Annotated in this window: 16 protein-coding genes; 11 read left to right on the forward strand and 5 right to left on the reverse strand. The window is 43.5% G+C overall.

Annotation, left to right across the window (positions count from 1 at the left end; all coding sequences use genetic code 11):
* The first annotated feature begins 121 nt into the window (after window positions 1-121).
* The 7 genes from radC to METHO_RS03630 all read left to right on the forward strand — a co-directional run bounded on the left by radC (window position 122) and on the right by METHO_RS03630 (window position 7,242).
* Entirely contained in the window at window positions 122-811 is a 690-nt protein-coding gene (gene radC / locus METHO_RS03600; RefSeq protein WP_015324161.1) for a RadC family protein, read from the forward strand.
* 46 nt (window positions 812-857) lie between these two features.
* A complete protein-coding gene (mmp11, locus tag METHO_RS03605) occupies window positions 858-1,775 on the forward strand; it encodes a methanogenesis marker protein 11 (RefSeq protein WP_015324162.1) in 918 nt (305 codons plus the stop codon).
* A 13-nt stretch (window positions 1,776-1,788) separates the two neighbouring features.
* On the forward strand, window positions 1,789-3,303 hold the full coding sequence (locus tag METHO_RS03610; protein WP_245546329.1) for a thiamine pyrophosphate-dependent enzyme: 1,515 nt from the start codon (window positions 1,789-1,791) through the stop codon (window positions 3,301-3,303).
* A 262-nt stretch (window positions 3,304-3,565) separates the two neighbouring features.
* On the forward strand, window positions 3,566-4,630 hold the full coding sequence (endA, locus tag METHO_RS03615; RefSeq protein WP_015324164.1) for a tRNA-intron lyase: 1,065 nt from the start codon (window positions 3,566-3,568) through the stop codon (window positions 4,628-4,630).
* Between the two features lie 9 nt (window positions 4,631-4,639).
* Entirely contained in the window at window positions 4,640-5,101 is a 462-nt protein-coding gene (locus METHO_RS03620) for a DUF2209 domain-containing protein (protein WP_015324165.1), read from the forward strand.
* Window positions 5,058-6,302 (forward strand): GTPase HflX, encoded by a 1,245-nt coding sequence (hflX, locus tag METHO_RS03625; RefSeq protein ID WP_015324166.1) that lies wholly within the window; start codon window positions 5,058-5,060, stop codon window positions 6,300-6,302. Before METHO_RS03620 ends, hflX begins: the two co-directional genes overlap by 44 nt.
* A 268-nt stretch (window positions 6,303-6,570) precedes the next feature.
* Entirely contained in the window at window positions 6,571-7,242 is a 672-nt protein-coding gene (locus METHO_RS03630; RefSeq protein ID WP_015324167.1) for a CehA/McbA family metallohydrolase, read from the forward strand.
* On the opposite strand, the gene METHO_RS03635 is transcribed toward METHO_RS03630, so the two are convergent.
* The 3 genes from METHO_RS03635 to METHO_RS03645 are packed head-to-tail and all read right to left on the reverse strand — an operon-like array spanning window position 7,239 to window position 9,930.
* On the reverse strand, window positions 7,239-7,853 hold the full coding sequence (locus METHO_RS03635; RefSeq protein WP_015324168.1) for a DUF447 domain-containing protein: 615 nt from the start codon (window positions 7,851-7,853) through the stop codon (window positions 7,239-7,241). The genes METHO_RS03630 and METHO_RS03635 overlap by 4 nt on opposite strands.
* The gene (locus METHO_RS03640; protein ID WP_015324169.1) at window positions 7,826-8,800 is read right to left on the reverse strand and encodes a triphosphoribosyl-dephospho-CoA synthase; all 975 of its coding nucleotides are present in this window, start codon (window positions 8,798-8,800) and stop codon (window positions 7,826-7,828) included. Before METHO_RS03640 ends, METHO_RS03635 begins: the two co-directional genes overlap by 28 nt.
* A complete protein-coding gene (locus METHO_RS03645) occupies window positions 8,797-9,930 on the reverse strand; it encodes a methanogenesis marker 9 domain-containing protein (protein WP_015324170.1) in 1,134 nt (377 codons plus the stop codon). Before METHO_RS03645 ends, METHO_RS03640 begins: the two co-directional genes overlap by 4 nt.
* 251 nt (window positions 9,931-10,181) lie before the next feature.
* Here METHO_RS03645 and METHO_RS03650 point away from each other — a divergent pair, with 251 nt between their 5' ends.
* The 3 genes from METHO_RS03650 to npdG all read left to right on the forward strand — a co-directional run bounded on the left by METHO_RS03650 (window position 10,182) and on the right by npdG (window position 12,721).
* Window positions 10,182-10,388, forward strand: coding sequence for a hypothetical protein (locus tag METHO_RS03650; protein WP_015324171.1), 207 nt, complete (start codon window positions 10,182-10,184; stop codon window positions 10,386-10,388).
* A 227-nt stretch (window positions 10,389-10,615) separates the two neighbouring features.
* Window positions 10,616-11,863, forward strand: a complete 1,248-nt coding sequence (locus METHO_RS03655) for a Glu/Leu/Phe/Val family dehydrogenase (protein WP_015324172.1) — start codon at window positions 10,616-10,618, stop codon at window positions 11,861-11,863.
* A gap of 129 nt (window positions 11,864-11,992) precedes the next feature.
* Window positions 11,993-12,721, forward strand: coding sequence for an NADPH-dependent F420 reductase (gene npdG, locus METHO_RS03660; RefSeq protein WP_015324173.1), 729 nt, complete (start codon window positions 11,993-11,995; stop codon window positions 12,719-12,721).
* Between the two features lie 23 nt (window positions 12,722-12,744).
* Here the strand turns inward: npdG and METHO_RS03665 are convergent, their stop codons facing one another.
* Window positions 12,745-15,450, reverse strand: coding sequence for a PEP/pyruvate-binding domain-containing protein (locus METHO_RS03665; protein WP_015324174.1), 2,706 nt, complete (start codon window positions 15,448-15,450; stop codon window positions 12,745-12,747).
* Between the two features lie 50 nt (window positions 15,451-15,500).
* Window positions 15,501-17,096, reverse strand: a complete 1,596-nt coding sequence (locus METHO_RS03670; protein ID WP_015324175.1) for an FMN-binding glutamate synthase family protein — start codon at window positions 17,094-17,096, stop codon at window positions 15,501-15,503.
* 476 nt (window positions 17,097-17,572) lie between these two features.
* Between METHO_RS03670 and METHO_RS03675 the strand changes: the two genes are divergently transcribed.
* The gene (locus METHO_RS03675; protein ID WP_015324176.1) at window positions 17,573-19,507 is read left to right on the forward strand and encodes a hypothetical protein; all 1,935 of its coding nucleotides are present in this window, start codon (window positions 17,573-17,575) and stop codon (window positions 19,505-19,507) included.
* The last annotated feature ends 79 nt before the right edge of the window (window positions 19,508-19,586 follow it).

A 19,586-nucleotide genomic window follows, 5' to 3' on the forward strand; every position in this document is an offset into this window, starting at 1 on the left:
GAACGTAAGGTTTGGCAGGCTTTGCAGCCAATGGTCAAAGGCCACAGTTAATTATATTTTGTTAATTTTAACTTATATAAATATAGAATACTTTATATTGTATTAAGTGATTTTGCAGGCTATGAGCGATTACAGGCTGAGGATGCATGACATTCCTGTTGATGACAGGCCCACTGAGCGTCTGTTGAAATATGGTCCAGAGTCTTTGTCCACTGCCGAGCTTCTGGCTGTGGTCCTCAGAACAGGAACGAAGAAGGAAAATGTAGTAAATATGTGCCAGAGGATCTTCTCTGAGTACAACGTAAAGCAGTTGAGCCAGGCAGAAATATCAAAACTTATGCAGATATATGGTATAGGTCCCACTAAAGCTGCTCAGATCGCTGCAGTGTTCGAGCTTGCACGCAAGCTGGAGAGGCATGTGGATGGACCTAAGCGCAAGATATGCTCGCCTGCTGATGTTTATTCAATGCTGTATCCGGGTATGAGGGAGCAGAAGCGTGAAAAGCTTGTGGTGCTTTACCTGGACACAAAGAATCAGGTACTCAAGGAAGAAGTTGTTTCCATCGGCAGCCTGAATTCTAGCATTGTGCATCCCCGGGAAGTCTTTAAATCCGCGCTCATGGAGTCGTCTGCATCAGTTATCATATCTCATAATCATCCTTCTGGTGACCCGACTCCCAGCAAGGAGGATATAGCAATTACCGAAAAGCTCATAGAGGGTGGCAAAATACTGGGTATCGATGTGCTGGACCATGTAATCATAGGTGATGGCAGGTATGTGAGCCTCAAGGACGAGGGTCTTGTCAGTTAAAGGAAAACAAAACCTTTAAGGTATTTACTATCAATTAGGCAATCAGATGAAAGATATAGAACTTAATGACCCTTATACAACTCCATATAGAGGTATATACGCAATATGCGATAAACACAATGAATATGTAGAGATCGTTGAGCATTCCAATTGTTATGGCGGTGCTGCATGGTCAAAGTTCCATTATTCGCATTCTCCTCTCATCTTAAAGACAAGGTCCATAGGGAATATGGTCAGGTATCTTGCAAAGACAGGCACATGCAAACTTGAACTTAAACCTTCAGTTGCAGCTGCTGGCATAGAATCTATTATTGTGGATAAAGATGAGGTCCATATCACATATGCAGGTCTGGGTGGTGGGGGTGTAGGCGCCACTAAGTGCCGGGCCTTTGCACAGGGTGTCCTGCGCTGCGACTACAGTGAATCAGGGGGAGGGCGTGCAGCAAGGGGTAAGGTCATCGTTCCCAGAAGGGAAAGAGTGCTCATAGGGATCGATGATACGGACTCTAAGGAAACGGGGGCAACATGGACTCTTACTCACAATATCGCAAAAGCGCTGGATTGTCCCGAGGCGGTCTATCTTTCACATTCTCTTGTTCAGCTTTTTCCCGTATCTGCAAGGACACAGAACTGTGTATCCACAGTGCTTGAGTTCGGGTGTGTGGACGCAATATCCACTAAAGAGCTGCTTGAAAGCATAAAGGCAGCACTTCTGAAATACAGTGTTTCAGATGAGACCGGCATGGTTGTGCTTCGGAATTTCAATGCACATGAGATCTATCCGTATAGCAGGGAGTGTCGCAGTGGTGAGCTCAGCAGGGAATATGCAGTGCAGTACGCTATCGATAATGGTGTGGAGATATGGCTGAACGGCAATGGGGTTATAGGTGCGCTGGCTTCTCTTGCATGGTTCTCAAGGCCGGATGAATCTATCAGGATGGACGCTGAGATAAATGACCCCTGACACAGTCTCAAGCATGAAAGAAACAACTGGTCTTGAAGCTCTTTTGCTTGCTTCCTTTGACAGCAATGTGCTACTTGTGACAGGTGTTGCTGGTTATCCTGCAACTGCTGTTATGGAATTGCTGGTAGAGCGCTCAAGTGAAGGATACGTTGCCTGCTGGATGACCAATGAAAAAGCAGCCCTTGAAAAAGCTCTGGGAGCATCGGTTACGCAACAGCGTTCCATGGTGGTAGTAAAACATGTAGGCATGAACGTGCTCAGTGATCCGCTAATGACCTCAGTGTACCACACCATCGGAGCAGGTGTTGTTATTATTGCCGGAGACGATACCGGAGCACGAGCTTCCCAGAACGAGCAGGATTCCCGTTATTATGGGTGCCTTGCAGAGGTCTCTTTATTCGATCCGGCAACACCTCAGGGAGCATATGATGCAGTCATGCGTGCGTTTAAGCTATCAGAACAGTCAAAGGTTCCTGTGATCATCAGAGTGACCGACAGATTGCTGGATAGTAAAGGAGCTGTTCTCAGAAGCCGACAAAATAAATCAACAGCCACTTTCGACAAGGATATCTGGAAACTTACTACAAAAGGCAAACATCAGCGATTCCACAGGATATCCATGCCTTTGCTTGAAATGGCTGTTCAGACTACTTCTCTGAACAGGCTTCATCCGGGAGACAGTGGGATAGGCATAATCTCATCAGGTTATCTTTCAGTGCTTGTGGGTAAAGCACTCTCCAAAGCAAAGTGGTCAGGTCATGCGCACCTTGCTCTGCAGATGTTGTCTCCTTTTCCTTTTGCAATGGTACAGCAGTTCATCAGCAAATGCAACACGGTGCTTGTGGTGGAGGAAACGGAGCCTTACATAGAATCCCACATTGCGGTAACTGGAAAAATACGGGGTAAAATGACAGGCCATCTTCCTTATGGTCAGGTGGGGATCGAGCATATTGATTATGCACTGGATCACCTGCACGAGGACAGGATAGAGAAGTATACTGAAGTGCAGACCATAAAGAGCAGAGGTTCCAGACCTTTGTGTCAGGATTGCCCTTTTATGCCTCTTTACAAATGCCTGGCTAATATCGATGTTATGGTTGCCGGGGATATGGGTTGTTCGATCAGGGCAGCTCCGGAACCATTACAAGCTGTTGATACGGGATTCGCTCTTGGTTCAGCTATATCTACTGCCTGTGGTTTCAAGGATAAGGGCATTGCAGTGATCGGTGATTTCGCACTCGCTCATTCAGGCATTGTTGGCCTGATCAATGCCGTGGGTTCTGAAGATGATGTTGTTGTCGTCATATTGCAGAATCGGATTGCTGCTATGACGGGCGGACAGGAGGCTCCTGATCTGATGTCTGTTGTAAAGGCACTGGTATCGGATGTTACTGTCATGGAAATGCCAGTCTTTTCGACAGAAATATCAAGTTATACAGAAGGTCAACTACAAGAACTGCTTCTCTGCAAACTGGCTCAAAAGGGAATATCTGTGATATATCTCCTGGGTAAATGCACAAAATTATAGATGTGCATTATAGAGAAGGTGGGTGCCCGGTTGGTAGGAGGAAGGATTTTAGGAACCCCATATTAAGGCTAGGTTATATCGTTGGCACCCGTTTCAATATATGTTGGTATAAATATATAAATTTATTGTATATTTATTTCAGGCACTTTACTGTTATATTATTTTGACATTTTCAACACTCATTCTGCTTTAGTCCAGTATGGTTAAATAAGATGGTCCGGTATTGTGGCGTATAATTCATTTTTACATTTAGGTGACCTTTTTGATCGGAATACTTGTCAATGACCGGGTTAAAGCTGGTAAACAGGCTATCAATGAGTTGTACAATGTTGGATATTACGGACGTCCAAAAGGTGATACATTAGAACTTACACTCATTGAAGCTGCATATCTGCACTACAAAAAAAAGCTTGAGATACAGATAGATGACAGATCATTGTCATTTGAGGAGTTCTTTACTGAGGCATCAAAAAGGCAGCAGTATTTTGACCTTAAATATATCGTTTATAAAGATCTTCGAGAAAGAGGTTTTTATGTCCAGCCTTCTGTGACGGATTTCAGGGTCTATCCCAGAGGAGGGCATCCGGGAAAAACCCCGGCAAAGTTCTTTGTCCATGTTATCTCGGAGCGTATACCTTTATCTCTCAAGGAGTTACGCATGTCGCTGGAAGCCGCACATAACGTGCATAAAACAATGGTCCTTGCCATTGTTGATGAGGAAAGCGATATAACTTTCTACGAGATAAGGAAAGTGGAACCAGCGGGAAGCGTGGAATCCATTGAACAGGCAGTACAGGGTAAACGTGGAAGGTCCACATTCCTTGAAGACCGCGTGGTGGTCTGGAACAGTGATTTTTCCAGTTCATTACACGCCGCAGGTTTCTATGGTCATCCCCTTGATGCGGATCGTCTGCAGTTATCTCTTGTGGAATCAGGCTATCTGCTTAAAAAAGGTATACTGGAGGTTGCCGATATGTCCGGTACTTCTTCTCTTGGATTCTCTGAATTTGCTGCAAAGGCCTCGGTCATAGAATCGGAATTCATGCTTAAGTACATGGTATACGAGAACCTCAGGGACAGAGGCCTTGTCCCCAAGACCGGTTTCAAGTTCGGCAGCCATTTCAGGGTATATCTGGATTTCAGATCGGTGGATAAGCTCCCCCATTCGGAGTACCTGGTCCACTCCATAGCTGAAGAATATGAGTTCATGCTGCCGGTGATGTCAAGGGCGGTGCGCCTGGCCAATAGTGTGCGCAAAAGAATGATATATGCAGTATATGATAACGTTCACTGTGCCTATATTGACATTGGCAGGATAAAGATGTGAACGATACTCATGTTCGATATTATTGCCGTGGATATTTCTGGAAGACATGTAGAAGATGGAGAATACTTCATGGTATGCGTGGCAGTGTCATTTTCTGTGTTTCCTGACCATATCGATAAGACGCATCAGATCAATATCCGCCATTTCACAAGCAGGAATGCCCCTGAAATTAATGATGTGGCCACAATGGTAGAAAAGACCGTGGAAGGCCTTAATCCTCAGGCTACCATCGTAATGGAGGCAGGGGATATGTTCAACAGGCCCCAGTGGCTGGTCACAGGCATGTTCTCCCGGGATTTTAAATACCAGGAATCTCTGAGCGAGCGCAGGGCCATAGAGATAGCACACCATATTTCCATGAGCGCCAGAAGGCTACTCAAGGTAAAGTGCGCCTTTAGTCTTCAGTCTGATAAAGAGGATCTTATAAATGAAAAAAGTGATCGTTGTGCAGAGGGTAGATCCCGACAGTGATGATCTCAAGAACAAAAGACAGTTAGCTGAGTTGAAGGACCTGGCCTTTGCTGCTAATTACTCTGTTACAGGAGAGGTCATACAGTCCCGGTACCCTGATAAAAAATATCAGCTGGGCAAAGGTAAGGTGCAGGAACTTGCATTGTCCGTGAAAGCTCTGGATGCAGAAAAAGTGATCTTCTGCAATGAACTGAGCAGTATGCAGCTATATAACATTACAGATACCTGCAAATGTGCGGTCATTGACAAGTTCCAGCTTATCCTGGAAATATTTGCGCTGAGGGCTACCACAAGGCGCGCCAAGCTGCAGGTTGAGCTTGCAAGGCTTGAATATGAGATACCCAGGGCAAAGATCATTGTATCTCATCTGAAAAAAGAGGAAAGGCCGGGTTTTATGGGTCTGGGTAGCTATGAGGATTCCTATGAGCAGGATATCAAAGGGAGGATAGCTCGCATCAAGGGCGAGCTAAGCCACGTGCAGGGCCACAACGAATCCCTGCGCACTTTCAGGCACGCTCATGGTCTGTCTATGGTGGCTCTTGCAGGCTATACTAATGCCGGAAAAAGTACGCTGTTCAATGCTCTTATGGAGGAGGATGTGGACGTGGCTGATATGCTTTTCACGACCCTCTCTCCGGTTGCCCGCTCCATGGATGTTATGGGGCGCAAGGTAATTCTAACTGATACGGTAGGTTTTATAGAGGACCTGCCTCACTGGCTCATAGATGCCTTCCGTTCGACCCTGGATGAGATCTTTTTCGCAGATATCATATTGCTTGTAGTGGATGCAAGTGAGCCTCTGGACATAATGCACGATAAGTTGCTCACATGTCATGAAACTCTGTGGGAACAGGTACATGATGCGTCTGTGATTACTGTAATGAATAAAACTGATCTCATCAGCCAGGAAGAGCTTAATGAGAAAATGGAAGCTCTTGGATACCTTGTTCCTAATCCGGTCTATATCTCTGCAAAGACCATGGGCGGTCTGGGTGATCTTAAACAGGCTATAAGATCTAAGCTTCCAGTATGGGAAAGAAAGGAAATATCAATGCCTTTTTCAAAGCATTCCATGTCAGTTCTTTCCTGGCTTTTCAAAGAAGGGGTAGTACATTCTGTAAAATATACGGATCAGATCCTAGTGGATCTGGAAGCAAGGGAGGAGGTAATAAACAAAGTAATATCTTTTATAGATGTGTAGGGAAAATTAATTACAAAATATATTTTAAATCCTTAGATTTGGATATGTTTATATAATATCAAGTATGTTAGTGAACATGCGAACGGGTCTCTTCTCAAATGTACCACCAATCCTATCCAACCACCCAATACACAACTCCTTAACCCGTTCGCTTGCTTCTTATGCTTGTTTATTCTAATGAAAACCTTTGTTGTGTTCTCATATGTTTTGGTACTTTCCGGTAAACAGATGCAGACAATTTATAAGTGATAATCTTTAATCTCATCATATGAAATTCGACCTGCACGTCCATACGCGTTTTTCAAAAGACAGTGATGCAGACATTGATGCGATCATTCTTCATGCTAAAAAGAATGGTCTTGATGGTTTTGCAGTATGCGACCATGATGTAACTGGAGGAGGTCCTTTTTCTGTGCAGCGGGCAGCAGAGCTGGGCTCTGATCTTGTGATCATTCCGGGTGTGGAAATAAGCACTTCAGAGGGGCATCTGCTGGTGCTGGGTATAAAGGAAAGTATAGAACCAGGTCTCTCCCCGGCTGAGACCATACTCCGGGCAAGAGCACAGGATGCGGTGGTAATATTACCTCATCCTTTCAAGCTCACATCTCATGGGATAGGATATATCGCGGGTCTTGATGTGGACGCTGTGGAGGTCCTGAATTCCCGCTGCCTTACAGATGGTCCTAATAACAAGGCATGTGCTGCAGCAACTTCTCTTGGGATCGCTCAGGTTGGTGGCAGTGATTGCCATGTGCCTGAAATGGTGGGTATTTCGTACACTGAAATAGATGTGCAGGAGAGGTCCTTGGATGCTGTCCTTGATGCTATCCGGCAGGGCAAGGTAAGGCCGGGCGGCGGCAAAACCCCAAAGGTATTTGTGATGCGCCAGATGATGAAAAACGCACAAAAAAGAACAGCTAAAATACTGGGTCTGGATTAAAGAAAGGTATGCAGTAGACGAATAGCCTCTTTCTCTCTTTCTCCGCCGCACTTGTTTATTATGTCCTCGTAGAAATCTATTAGTTTCATATATTTTTCTTCTTCATTCATCTTATAGCGTGTGGCATGAATGGTCGCCTCTATGACAGCGTTCAATCCTCTGTTAGGTGCTTTTGGCTGGAATGATCCCACATGTCCTCTTAATGGTCTCAGTTCCGCAACAAGAGCTTCAGATGTGATCTTGGTATTGATACATTCAAAAGCTATCCAACTCTGAGCCGCCTTAAGGACGGGAAATTCTCTTCCAGGAGACGATATGTTCTCTATATCTTCCGGCTGAACCTCAGAAAAAGTATATCTGACAAATGCCACAGGATCGTTCGTTATATTGACGACAAGAAAATTCTCTGCCAGAACATTCTGATAGGTCCTGGAGCCTTTGAAAAGCCTTATAAGGGTCGTATCCTGTTTTCTGATGATGCCCATTGGGGCTGCATTGGGAGACAAGCCTTGGTGCGTGGTAACAATGGTTTCAGAGATACCTTCAAAGAGGCCAAAGTCCTCAAGTTTAAGTCTCTTTTCTGTCAGAATCTCATTCCTCCAAGAAGAGATATAAAAAGGCCACCTATTATTATATCCGCCGTAGAACCTGGATTAATATTTCTTGTGAGCAGCTCCTCGTCAAAGTTGTATATATCTAATAATACATCTTCCATATTATATCCGGAATGTTCTAAGTTAGTAATAATTCTCCTTGCCCTTGAGGATACTTCTTCAGCTATCTGCATGTCGAACTTTGTTTCTATGAATGTGTCCATGTTCATTGCAAGCATCTTCACAAAAGCGTAGACTATAACCTGATTGATCCTGGAGTTACCGGTATGGATAAGTGTTGCATCAACATCCATCTCTTTTGTAAGTATCCCGGAGCACTGTGCACAGCTTCTAAAACCACTAGTCCACTCCCGTGCAATCAGGTCATAAGAGCTGGATATCTCCATTAAATGGTATAGTGTAGTACACTTGTTCTTTATATCTATAATGGCTTTTGTATTGGACAGGTCGAATTCATCTACCTTGCGCACTTTGACCCCTGCCGGCCCAAAAGACAGGTATATCTGCACCGCGTCTTCTACATCTGTTTCTTTTACAATGTTGAACGCTTCTTCAGTAATATTTTCAGGTGTAAGTTCCCTGGAGTTCCGAATAAGTTTTCCGGCTGCCATTGCAAGGGGAAATAAAAGTAGAAAAGCACCGAAATGTGTATTACCTCCTTTCTGCCAAGCCATACTTTCAAGCACTGACTTGTGGACATATTGTCCAATTCCATGTTCTTCTTCGGCAGCTTTCTCAAATATTGGGTATACTGCTACAGAAGATGTGAGGAAATGTTCAAAGGTCGTATTCTCATAATCATGATCCCTGTCGACATTTCCAGGTTTGGGATGAGCAGATACTTCAAGCAGCATGGCAAGCTGTGCACATCGTGCCACATAGGCAGCAGTCCGGTCGGCAGAAGCATTGTCATGCTTCGTCTTTGTTCCTTGCTCGTTCCTCATTTACCGGTAACCTTGGGATGGTCAAGAATGTAATCTGCAAGTTCTCTTTTCAGTTCCATATAGTCTGCATCGGAAAGTCCAATCATTTCAAGGACTCCGTCCCTTAAAGGACACATTTTTGTGATCTTACAGCACCACACCAGACTTCCGAAACAGGTGCTATCGCCGTACTCAAGAGGTGTTCCCTTTGCGAATTCCATCTTCACATCAGCGAACTCCTTAGGTGAAAGCCCTATCTTCTTTACATTTGAATGTACAGGGCACGGCTTGACTGGCATACAGCAGAATGCAAGCCCACGAAGGTCACCTTCTCCTCTGCATACATGCTTAGGTGCATTGTACCATCCGAGTTCTTTCTGTATCAGAGTAGTTTCATTTACAAGGTGGGTTATCAGAGATGGGTCTTCCATGATCCCTCTTCCCACAGAAACTATGTCTGCACCTCTGGTAAACATCTCTTTTGCGGTATTGAGATCATTTACAGAATTATTACCTATCAGAAGGAGTCTTGTAGCATCTCTTATCTTCCTGATGGCTTCTATATCGGCTCCTGCTCCTTCTTTCATAGCATCCACGTGCAGTATGTCAGCACCTGCATCTTCGATGGCTTTGGCCATTTTGATATTATCAACCACATTGGCACGTACTTTCACTGACACAATGGCTCCTGTTTCTTTAACCTTAAGGATAGTATCACGGAGCTTGGGCAGATCACTTAGAAATGCTTCGCCTATGCCTAATTCCGTCATTTCAGGCTGCCTGCAATGCGCGTCTATCTCTATTATAGCATTTGCATTCCTAGCCATAATGGCAGCTTCGATCAGTGGCTCCAGTGTTGCGCTTCTTACATTTATGGCAACTACACTTTCAGTTTTCACTGATCTTAGTTCATTATCTATCAGTTGCAAAGGTTCATCTGAAATGAACTCCTTTCGCCCTCTTTTAACTATTTCTGAAGCTGCATGGTTAGTTGCAGCATCGAGGTTATATCCTCCAAGTATGACAAGTCCCGCATCTTCTGCGAATTCATTTGCAAAGCGGCTGTCTGTTATTCCTCCCATTGAAGCAAGAGCTATGGGGTTCTTTATAGCAAGATTTCCTACATTAATTTTAAAAAGATCATCAGACACGTTTTTCCCTCTGGAAAATGTAAATTATCATGTATGCCGCTGAATAATGGCAGATTCTATTATTAATATGACGCTGCACTTTTAGTGAGTTCTTTCTATGCTATATAGAAATTATGGACATTGTGGATGATGGGTGTTGTAAGTATAATGCTCAAAACCTAAATATGATTAGCACAAATATTAGAAATGAATATAGGTATAAATGAATATAGGCCAACCCCAAAGGTAAGGTCAATTGTGGAGGTTATATTATGAAATGTCTGGTTTGTGGTATTGAAAGCGAGACCAAGTATTGTAGCACATGCGGAAAAGTAATGGCCGATGTCATAAAGGCCGTGGGCGAAGAACGCTGGAGCAATATCGATGACTGTTCCTTTATCTATCCTACAGTGCTGCGTGTTGCAAAAGGGGAACTTACTGTAAATGATGTTATACAGGCACTGGAAGCAGAGGATTGAATTCTTTGCCTCTTCCATTTTACTATATATTATCGGAATGAATAGCATTATTCTTTTTTCATTCTTTTTGCACTTTTGAAATGACCTTCTCTCTAAAATGAACTATAGCGTTTTCCGATCTCTTTTCTTGTTATTTTTGTGCAGTAACTAACAGAAAACATATTATAGTTTGAAGTCGGTTACTTCTCACCTAATGGGTATATACGTAGCATGTAAGAGGAAGAGTAATGACTTTAGAAAATCCATTTGAAAATTCAAGAAAACAGTTAGCAAAATGTGCTGATATTCTTGGTCTGGATGAAAGCGTACATGAAATGCTAAGACACCCGATGCGCGAACTGCGTGTCACGCTCCCTGTTCGCATGGATGATGGCACTATCAAGGTTTTCGAGGGTTTCAGGATACAGTACAACGATGCCCGGGGTCCTACAAAAGGCGGTATCAGATTCCACCCTGAAGAAAACATCGATACCGTGAGGGCACTTGCAGCGTGGATGACCTGGAAATGTGCGGTAGTAGATATACCATTGGGTGGAGGCAAAGGCGGAGTCATCTGTAACCCTAAGGAAATGTCTGAGGGTGAACTTGAGCGCCTCAGCCGCAAGTATATTTCAAGCATTGCCCAGATAATCGGTCCTAGGAAAGACATTCCTGCGCCTGACGTATACACAAATCCGAAGATCATGGCATGGATGGTTGACGAATTCTCAAAGATATCTTCCTTCAATCAGCCTGGTGTGGTTACAGGTAAGCCCCTTACAATGGGTGGGTCACTTGGAAGGGGAGATGCAACAGCAAGAGGAGGTCTCTACACTGTTCGTGAGGCTGCCAAGGTTCTAGGTATCGATCTTAAGGATGCAAAGATAGCCATTCAGGGATTTGGAAATGCCGGATATTATGCAGCAAAGCTCGCAACTGAAATGTTCGGCAGCAAGATAGTGGCCATCAGTGACAGCAGAGGCGGTGTCATGAACATGGATGGCATCGACCCTGAAGCTGCAAACCAGTACAAGGCAAAGACCGGCTCAGTTACGGGTATGCCAAACACAACACCCATCAGCAATGAAGCTATTCTTGAGTTAAATGTGGAAGTGCTGATTCCCGCAGCCCTTGAGAACGTTATCACAGAGAAGAACGCACACAAGATCAATGCTAAGATCGTTGCAGAACTCGCAAATGGTCCGACAACGCCTGCAGCAGATGAGATATTGTTCCAGAGGGGTATTCATGTTATTCCTGACTTCCTCTGTAATGCAGGCGGAGTGACAGTATCATATTTCGAAATGGTCCAGAACTTTTATATGTACTACTGGAGTGAGATCAGGGTTCACACCCGTCTGGACAGGAAAATGACTGATGCATACAAGGCAGTATACAGTGCATCACAGAAGTACAACATTGATATGAGGACAGCTGCTTACGTTGTTTCTATCGAACGTGTCGTAACTGCAATGAAAGACCGTGGATGGATCTGATCCTTCTTGGATTCAGTTCTGCAATACAACTGAGCAACATTTATATGTGTCTGGGTTCACAGACACATATATTCCTTCCTTTTCAGATAGGATAATTGATATAGTTGTATTGTTGTTGATGGGATTATCATGAAGATTGCACTAATTGGCGGTACAGGCAGCATAGGCAAAGGTTTTGCTCTCAGGTGGGGGCAAAAACATCAGGTGATAGTAGGTTCAAGGAATCAGGAAAAAGCTCAGGCCAGGGCGGCTGAGTATAATTCTATATTAAAGGATCATGGTTTCAAGGCGGACATAACAGGTGAGGTCAATGCAAAGGCGGCTTCAGAAGCTGATGTGGTGCTCCTCGCCATCAGATACGGTCAGCTAGCTTCTACCATGGAGCAGATAAAACCGGAACTTGAAGGTAAGGTCGTCATATCTGTGGTCGTGCCGATGGAAAAGAATTCTTGCATCATCGTTCCGGGCGGGGTTCCTCTCGAAATATCAGCAAATTCCCGGGAAGACTATAAAGCAGAATATTTCTGTTATGTCACCCCACCTTCGGGAAGCGCTGCACAGGAAATAGCTACTTTATTGCCTGGAGGGGCTACTGAGCTGGTTTCAGCTTTCCATACGGTTCCGGCTGCCAAGCTCTCTAACCTCGACATAGAGCTTGATTATGACGTAGGGGTCTGTGGAAACAGCATGCATTCTAAGAACATCGTCTTTGACCTTGTCAGAGATATTCCTGGAATGAGGCCTATGGATATAGGCCCACTTGAAGCCTCTTCTATGATAGAATCAATTACCCCTCTCCTTGTCAATGTGGCTATCCGCAATAACATGAAAGATGTCAGCATCAAATTCGTAGATTAGTATCCCTTCGGGAATTTCTTTTTTTATTGCCATTGTCCCTTCAGCTTGTCCAGTTTCCATGTTCTTGCAACCGTAGGTTTTTCAAGGTAGCAGATGGCATTCTGTTCATACAGGTTCGCGATAACTACTGCATTACCTCCGCCGGATGCCTCACGGACATTGATCACCTTGACCACAGTGCTAAATCTTTCATGGTCAGGCAGGATATCTTTGATCATGTTGCCCGAGTTCCTGAAGAAAGCTTCGTTGAAGCTAGAGTTTTTCATGTCCGGATAGACAGGCATGTAGATGATCTCTTCTTCAACTATGTCCTGGAAGAAATGTGTCCCATAGGAGACTTCCGGAATATGGCCTGCTTTCTCAAGCGCAATCTCGACAAGCAGTGATGTGTGATCTATCTCGCTATATGTTGCATTGACGCCCAGTTCTATGTTGCTGCTTCCCCATCTTCCAGGCCCCATCAATATGAAATTAGTGTCCATAGTGCTCATTTTTTCGTTGATGCTTCCTACAATACGGCCTATGGACCTTTTTGTATCCATATCTGCAATTTCATATGCCTGGGGGTCAATGTAAACTATATACTCAATATTTTCCACTTTTCCCTCATTGATGAGCATGTTGGACCGGAACAGGATATTATCCTCTTTTATGTTGTCTGGTATGGTTATATTCTCGCTGTTGCCTGGTGTTGTCATGGGTCTGCACTGGACTATGTTTATCCTTATATTTCCCCTTTGATCAGCAGATGCTGTAAATTCGATATCTACCGGATGCTCATATACTTCTTCTACTATCCTTAGTATTTCTCCTATAGTATCAACGAATTTTGTGTTCTTTATGAGGTTGTTGAATGTTAGCACTATTTCCTGTGAGCAGTCTATGGAATTGGTGTACGGATCAGTAAGATATCCTTCGTTCATGACCGAAACGAACAGTCTGAGCCCAGGGTAATCACAGTCTTCAATAAGGTTGCGGAAAGATATGGTTCTGAGTTCCCTTTTATCAAGGTCCAAAACATCGACGTCCCACTGCGAGTATTTTATGACCTTCAGGCCGGTCTCAGGGCGCAATGTCGGCTGGCTTACTGCGATCATTCTGGGGTAGTCCCTGCCGACACGATCCACAGCTCGGGTTCCAAGTCCAAAGACAAGCCGGATCATTCCTTTTCCAGGGTCTATCCTCTTTGTCCAGCGGAAGAGGTTCTTTGAGAAAGCGACCCCTGCAAGCGCCGGGAAGAAATATTGTTTATAGGGCATGCCGGACACGCGCTGCACCAGTATGGCCATCTGCTCATCCTGGTAGTGAAGTCCTCTGGTCCTTCTGTAAGCAAGGGCATCCGGGTTAAGGGCACTGGCATAGACAAGTTTGACTGCATGCATAAACTCTTCAAGACGCTCTTCCGGACTTCCCTGATTGGGGCAGAACTCACTTCTATATTTGCCTGCAAAAGCATTTCCATAATTGTCTTCCTGCAGGCTGCTTGACCTTACAATAATGGGGGCCTGTCCAAAGTAATCCATCAACTCCCTGAACTGCTCTACAATATCTTCAGGGAACTTGCCTTGCAGGAACCTTCTTTCAACCTCTTCGAATTCTTCTTTTGTCATGCTGGAATTGTCTGACAGCTTTATCTTGAGGAGAAACAGATCATTATTGATCATGAAGGTGAAAAATACATCTGAACCAATGTAGAATGAATCATGCGGTTCGATTATATCTGCAAACTCTTCTTTTTTTTCGCTTGCTAGGATAATGTTGCGTGAGAGCAGCATTCCTACAGCTTTCCCACCAATACGACCGGAACCTATCATCCTGTCTCGTATGCTGAGCAGATCTTCCAGTGACAGGTAGGCATCAGCAAGGCGGTTGAAGCGGGGATGGTCACCGATGATCATCCTTGACAGTTCCTGTTTCAGTGCAATTATCTCGGGCTGTGGTAGAGTGTCCAGTGTTTCCATATCATGATGGAACTTCAGTTTCGTGTACACTGTTTCCCAGGGGGATGTACCACTTTTCCGCGTACGTATGATCTTTCTACGATCGCTGGATGATATTGTGGCAGCCTTTGAACTGTCTAATATAGGTTCCCATGCCTCTCCAGTTACCAGGTGGGGAAGGAACATACTCTGAGAATAGCGATCGTAGACCTTAAGTGGATGAATGTATGCCTTTCCGTTGATGTGGTAGTAATCTATAAGCACTTGAGTTGTTTCTCGGATGCCAGCTACAGTGGAATGACTATGCTTTCCGCGGGTAAGGCAGAAATAACCAATGGTCTCAAGTTCGAACAGATAGGGACATGTGGCTTTGAAGAAATTGGCTACCAGTTCATCGGTGGCCCACTCCACCATGAGTGATGAAAGATTATCAAATACGTAATAGACCTTCTCTCCATAATACTCTATTATCCTGTGGACCTGGCTACTAAAAAAGTCAAAGCCGCTACCAGGATCTACTTTTACGATCTCCAGTCCTTCCATTGGCTGGAGAATGGGCTCATGTGGTGCGAACCTTACATATATACACTTAGAGCTGGACCTGATAGCTTGTCTGATAAGTCTTACAGCAAAATGTCTGTAATCTTCAAGCTCCTCTACTTCCCACACCACGTTATCCCCCAGGCGCAGAGAGTGAATTATATCATCGAGCTGGGGGATTCCGCTTGTTATTCTATCTTTATCTGCGTACTTAAGGAACTTGGTTTTTGTACTGCTGTTTTTATTCACATTTTTCTCCATTGTGACAAGGTCAGAAACAAATCCTGTGTTTTACGGGATCAGCTTTCAAGTATCTCCTCTGCAATGTCCCTGTACGCATCCATAACATAGGCAATTCCGGATACCTTTGATGCTTCTTCGGTGAGCGCCATGACATCTTTTCGTGAGATGGCATGGATGTTGAATCTTCGGGAGCCTGCCATAAGCTGTTGTAATCCTACTTTGATCCTCTCCGTATATGAATAGATGCCCACTGCTCCAAGAGGTATGTTTTTCATTTCTTCGCCATATTTCTCTTTCAATTCCTCATAGTGCACGAAGATCTCCTCTTTGGTACTACCAAACTCGGATACCGTCTTTGGAAGGTCTTTTTCTTCTATCCATTTACCTATGTTCTTACCCACCATTCCAGGGATCATGAGGCCACGACCCATGCATACTGCCTTGAAATAGGGTGATCCCATTGCAAGTGCCTTATAGACTCCGTCCTCACTGGAGAAACCGCCTGCCATTGCCAGATCAGGCACTTTCTTACCTCTGTCTGATAGTTTTTGCGCAAATTCGTAGACCTGGGACTGCAGGTAGAATGTCGGCACTCCCCATTCTTCCATCATGGGCCAGGGGCTCATGCCGGTGCCTCCGGGTGCTCCGTCATATGTGAGCAGATCTATCCTGGCCTCTGAGCTATATTTTATGGCCATGGCGGTCTCTGCCATAGAATATGCTCCTGTCTTGAGGGTTATACGTTTAAAACCAAGGTCCCTAAGCCTTTCGCACTCCTCGCAAAATCCTTCTTCTGTGACAAACCCAAGCCTGGAATGCCTTTCAAATTCCTTTATGGCACCCATTCTGAAAGCTTCCTGGACGGAGTGAAGCTCAGGGTCCGGAGTGACTATGTATCCTCTCCTTTTCAGCTCCATAGCACGGTCAATGTCTGCAACCTTGATTTCGCCGCCAATACATTTTGCTCCCTGTCCCCACTTAAGTTCGATGCTTTCCATATTGTGCTTGCTTGCAAGGTACTCTGCAACACCAAGCTTTGTATCCTCTACATTCATCTGGACAAGCATCTCTCCGTATCCATCATAGAATTTGTTGTAAAGTTCGATCCGACGGTCCATTTCCGGTGATTCTTTAACAAGGCCATCACATCCCAGTTTCAATTCCGGGTCCACTCCACACACATTTTCTCCACATACGATGGTGATGCCTGAGATCGCCGCACCTATAGTAAAATGTTCCCAGTTGTTCCTTGCGATATCTGTTGAACCGAGTGCGCCGGTAAAGATAGGCAATTTCATCTTGACCTTTCTTCTCCAGCCGTATTCTACCTCTGTATTGACGTTAGGGAACCTTGCAGTTTCAGGACCCGGGATCATGCCTTCTGGCATACCCATAGCACCGACTGCATATCCCTGGATATTAAGATGTGAGTAATCGATGGGGTAATTCTTGTCCCCGCCGGCAGTGATCTCCCCGAAAGGTCCGGGATATATCACTTCACGTCCCCGGAAGGATGACTTGAATATTTCACAGTTGCCGCGGCATCCGTCCAGACAACGTGTACAGATTCCTGACATTGGTGTTACGTTCTTTGATCTGTTGAAGGTCCTGGTGGCTTCATTGGCATTTGGTTGTCTTAGGTTTCCCATCATTTCACTTCCTATTAATCAGTCTGCCTGCAATGCAGGAGATATCACTTTGTTTCCTTCTTAATTATTTGGCAATAGGATAGTGGTTAGCTAGTACTACTATTTATACCTATTTAAAGTCCTATTCTGTTATGGTCAAATGTAAGTATACATAAACAAAGCATTGATTTCACTCAGCTGGATCTGCATACAGGTTACATTTTTTTATTTTTTAATATACGTTAAATAGTATTCTTAAAGCTTGACAAATAACTGCAATTCAGATAATTGGCAAAATTCTAGGACATCTGCGGAATATATGATTATAGTTTTCTTGAGTTAATTTTATATTCTAAGATGAGGTTTAACCCAATAAAATGACGAAAATAGTACTGTCTTTAGGGAAGACTATTTGAATATAATACAATACTTAATAAAGAAAACCTGATCTTTGAAAGAGCTTCTTAAAAAGGTCAGTCCCGTTTTTAAGGAGTCTATAAATGCAGGAAAAGAAGATCGGTACAATCCATAAACTGTTAGGATTTATTGCAAGTTTTTTCCCTTTATTCATCATTGCGGTGGTTGCTGCTGGCATTGCTATAGCCTATGTCATAAACCGTCCTGATTTTGCTATCAGAGGCTTGTTAGTAGCTGTACCGGCAATATTTTCTGCCATATTTTTGTCAAAAATGTTTAGGGAAGACCTGAATCATGATGAATCTCTTCTCAAAAGGATCCCTTTGAACCAAAGGAATACGGTTTTAGCCTTTATAACTCTCTATGTCTTGTCCATTATAATTCTATTTCTGAGTGCCGAAAGGACATTGTATTACTTTGGAATGATGGCATTGATCTATGTACTGATCCTTAACCAGATCTTCTCCAAGTCGTCAAAAGCCCATATCGTTTTGATAGAGCTATTTCTTTCAAGTTTAAACTTGATCTATAGCGTCACGTTAAAATATCCATTATATTTTGGCGGCACTGATATTATTCCGCATCTATTTCTCTCAAAAGTAACTTACCTTTCGGGTCACCTGGCTCCGTCGGATATGAGCACTCTTTATGCCAGTTTTCCCTTATTCCACATTTTAAGCTCTGAATTTGCTCACTTATCAGGACTGGAAATGCAATCAGCTTACTTCATTGGCTTAGGTTTAGTCTATTCGATACTTATAGTTTTCATATACTACTTCTTTATGAAAACTACAAAAAACTCCACATTTTCTCTGTTGGCATGCATGGTGTATTCAGTTAGTGGTGTTGTTATCTATTATGGAATGTATGTGATCACAAGGACTTTAGCCTATGCAGGATTTATCATAATCCTGTACCTGCTATATAAAAAAGATGCCAACAATCGTGGTTTTGCGTATCAGGGACTTGCTATACTCCTCACTGTATTTGTAGTGCTTGTTCATCAGGTTTCTGCTGCTCAGATCGCAGTTATACTGTTCCTTCTTTTAGCATGTGAACACATCTTGTCGGATGAAAGATATATTAACTTAACATATTTCTCATTGTTCTGTTCAATGTTCGTGGGGTACTGGTTCTACTTTGCAAATGTTTTCTTAGAAGAGTTGTTGCTGAGCCGGTCTAACATTCAGTTATATGAAGAATTCCAAATTAAAGATACTGTGCAGATCGGTTATGAGTGGATATATATATTTAATCACCTTGATGTTTCCATATTTTTGTTCTTTGCTCTAATTGGAATTGGTTATCTTCTATGGGATCGTATCAAAGCCAATAAGAGGCACTACATGGATTACTTCTCTGTTTTCGCACTCTTTGCCTTAATTACACTTGTACTTTATATTCCAACTCCAATTCAGACTCTTTGGCAAACAATGACCTTATTCCGATTTGATCGGTTCATGTTGCTGATAAGTCCTTTCATGGCCTTTGCCATGGCTGCAGGTATTTACATTCTTTATTCGCACCTGTCAAACAGTGGTAAAAAGCCAGTCTGGATAATCTTGATTTCTGTATTGATGGCTATTTTTGTGTTCACTTCAGTTTACTATAATGGTCCGGAATCAAAGCCGATTTTGTCAACTCCTGTTAGAGAATACTTTACTGCAGATGAGATACAAGGATTTAATCATATTATGGACCATGTTGAACCCGGATCAGTATTGTACTCTGATTATCATACGCAAAGGTTCTTCACCCAGGAGAACTTTAGTTTGTCGGAAGAATTAGGTTTGACTTTCTTTAGAAGTTATACTATTCTGAACGTTGAAACCATTCCTACATATAGGGGTTATGTGATCGTAAGACAAAAACAGTTTTTGGATGGCGGTATCTATACTGGTTCGGGTTCCTCTAATTTCCTCTTTGGGCCGGAAGATGGCAATGATGCAGTACTGTTGAGTGCATTATCAAAGGACGCAAAGATATATTCTAATTCAGGGGTTGAAGTGTATCGTTGAGATGTTGGCATCCCGGACCTTTAATAATATTCTTTTTATGGGGTATATTTGACCTAAAATTAGTATCGCGCATGAAATA

This window comes from Methanomethylovorans hollandica DSM 15978, assembly GCF_000328665.1.
GTDB lineage: Archaea > Halobacteriota > Methanosarcinia > Methanosarcinales > Methanosarcinaceae > Methanomethylovorans > Methanomethylovorans hollandica.

Excerpts from the sequence above, each read along its gene's own strand:
- radC (WP_015324161.1), top strand. The coding sequence starts at position 122 with ATGAGCGATTACAGGCTGAGGATGCATGACATTCCTGTTGATGACAGG.
- mmp11 (WP_015324162.1), top strand. The coding sequence starts at position 858 with ATGAAAGATATAGAACTTAATGACCCTTATACAACTCCATATAGAGGT.
- METHO_RS03610 (WP_245546329.1), top strand. The coding sequence starts at position 1,789 with ATGAAAGAAACAACTGGTCTTGAAGCTCTTTTGCTTGCTTCCTTTGAC.
- METHO_RS03620 (WP_015324165.1), top strand. The coding sequence starts at position 4,640 with ATGTTCGATATTATTGCCGTGGATATTTCTGGAAGACATGTAGAAGAT.
- hflX (WP_015324166.1), top strand. The coding sequence starts at position 5,058 with ATGAAAAAAGTGATCGTTGTGCAGAGGGTAGATCCCGACAGTGATGAT.
- METHO_RS03630 (WP_015324167.1), top strand. The coding sequence starts at position 6,571 with ATGAAATTCGACCTGCACGTCCATACGCGTTTTTCAAAAGACAGTGAT.
- METHO_RS03640 (WP_015324169.1), bottom strand. The coding sequence starts at position 8,800 with ATGAGGAACGAGCAAGGAACAAAGACGAAGCATGACAATGCTTCTGCC.
- METHO_RS03650 (WP_015324171.1), top strand. The coding sequence starts at position 10,182 with ATGAAATGTCTGGTTTGTGGTATTGAAAGCGAGACCAAGTATTGTAGC.
- METHO_RS03655 (WP_015324172.1), top strand. The coding sequence starts at position 10,616 with ATGACTTTAGAAAATCCATTTGAAAATTCAAGAAAACAGTTAGCAAAA.
- npdG (WP_015324173.1), top strand. The coding sequence starts at position 11,993 with ATGAAGATTGCACTAATTGGCGGTACAGGCAGCATAGGCAAAGGTTTT.
- METHO_RS03670 (WP_015324175.1), bottom strand. The coding sequence starts at position 17,096 with ATGATGGGAAACCTAAGACAACCAAATGCCAATGAAGCCACCAGGACC.
- METHO_RS03675 (WP_015324176.1), top strand. The coding sequence starts at position 17,573 with ATGCAGGAAAAGAAGATCGGTACAATCCATAAACTGTTAGGATTTATT.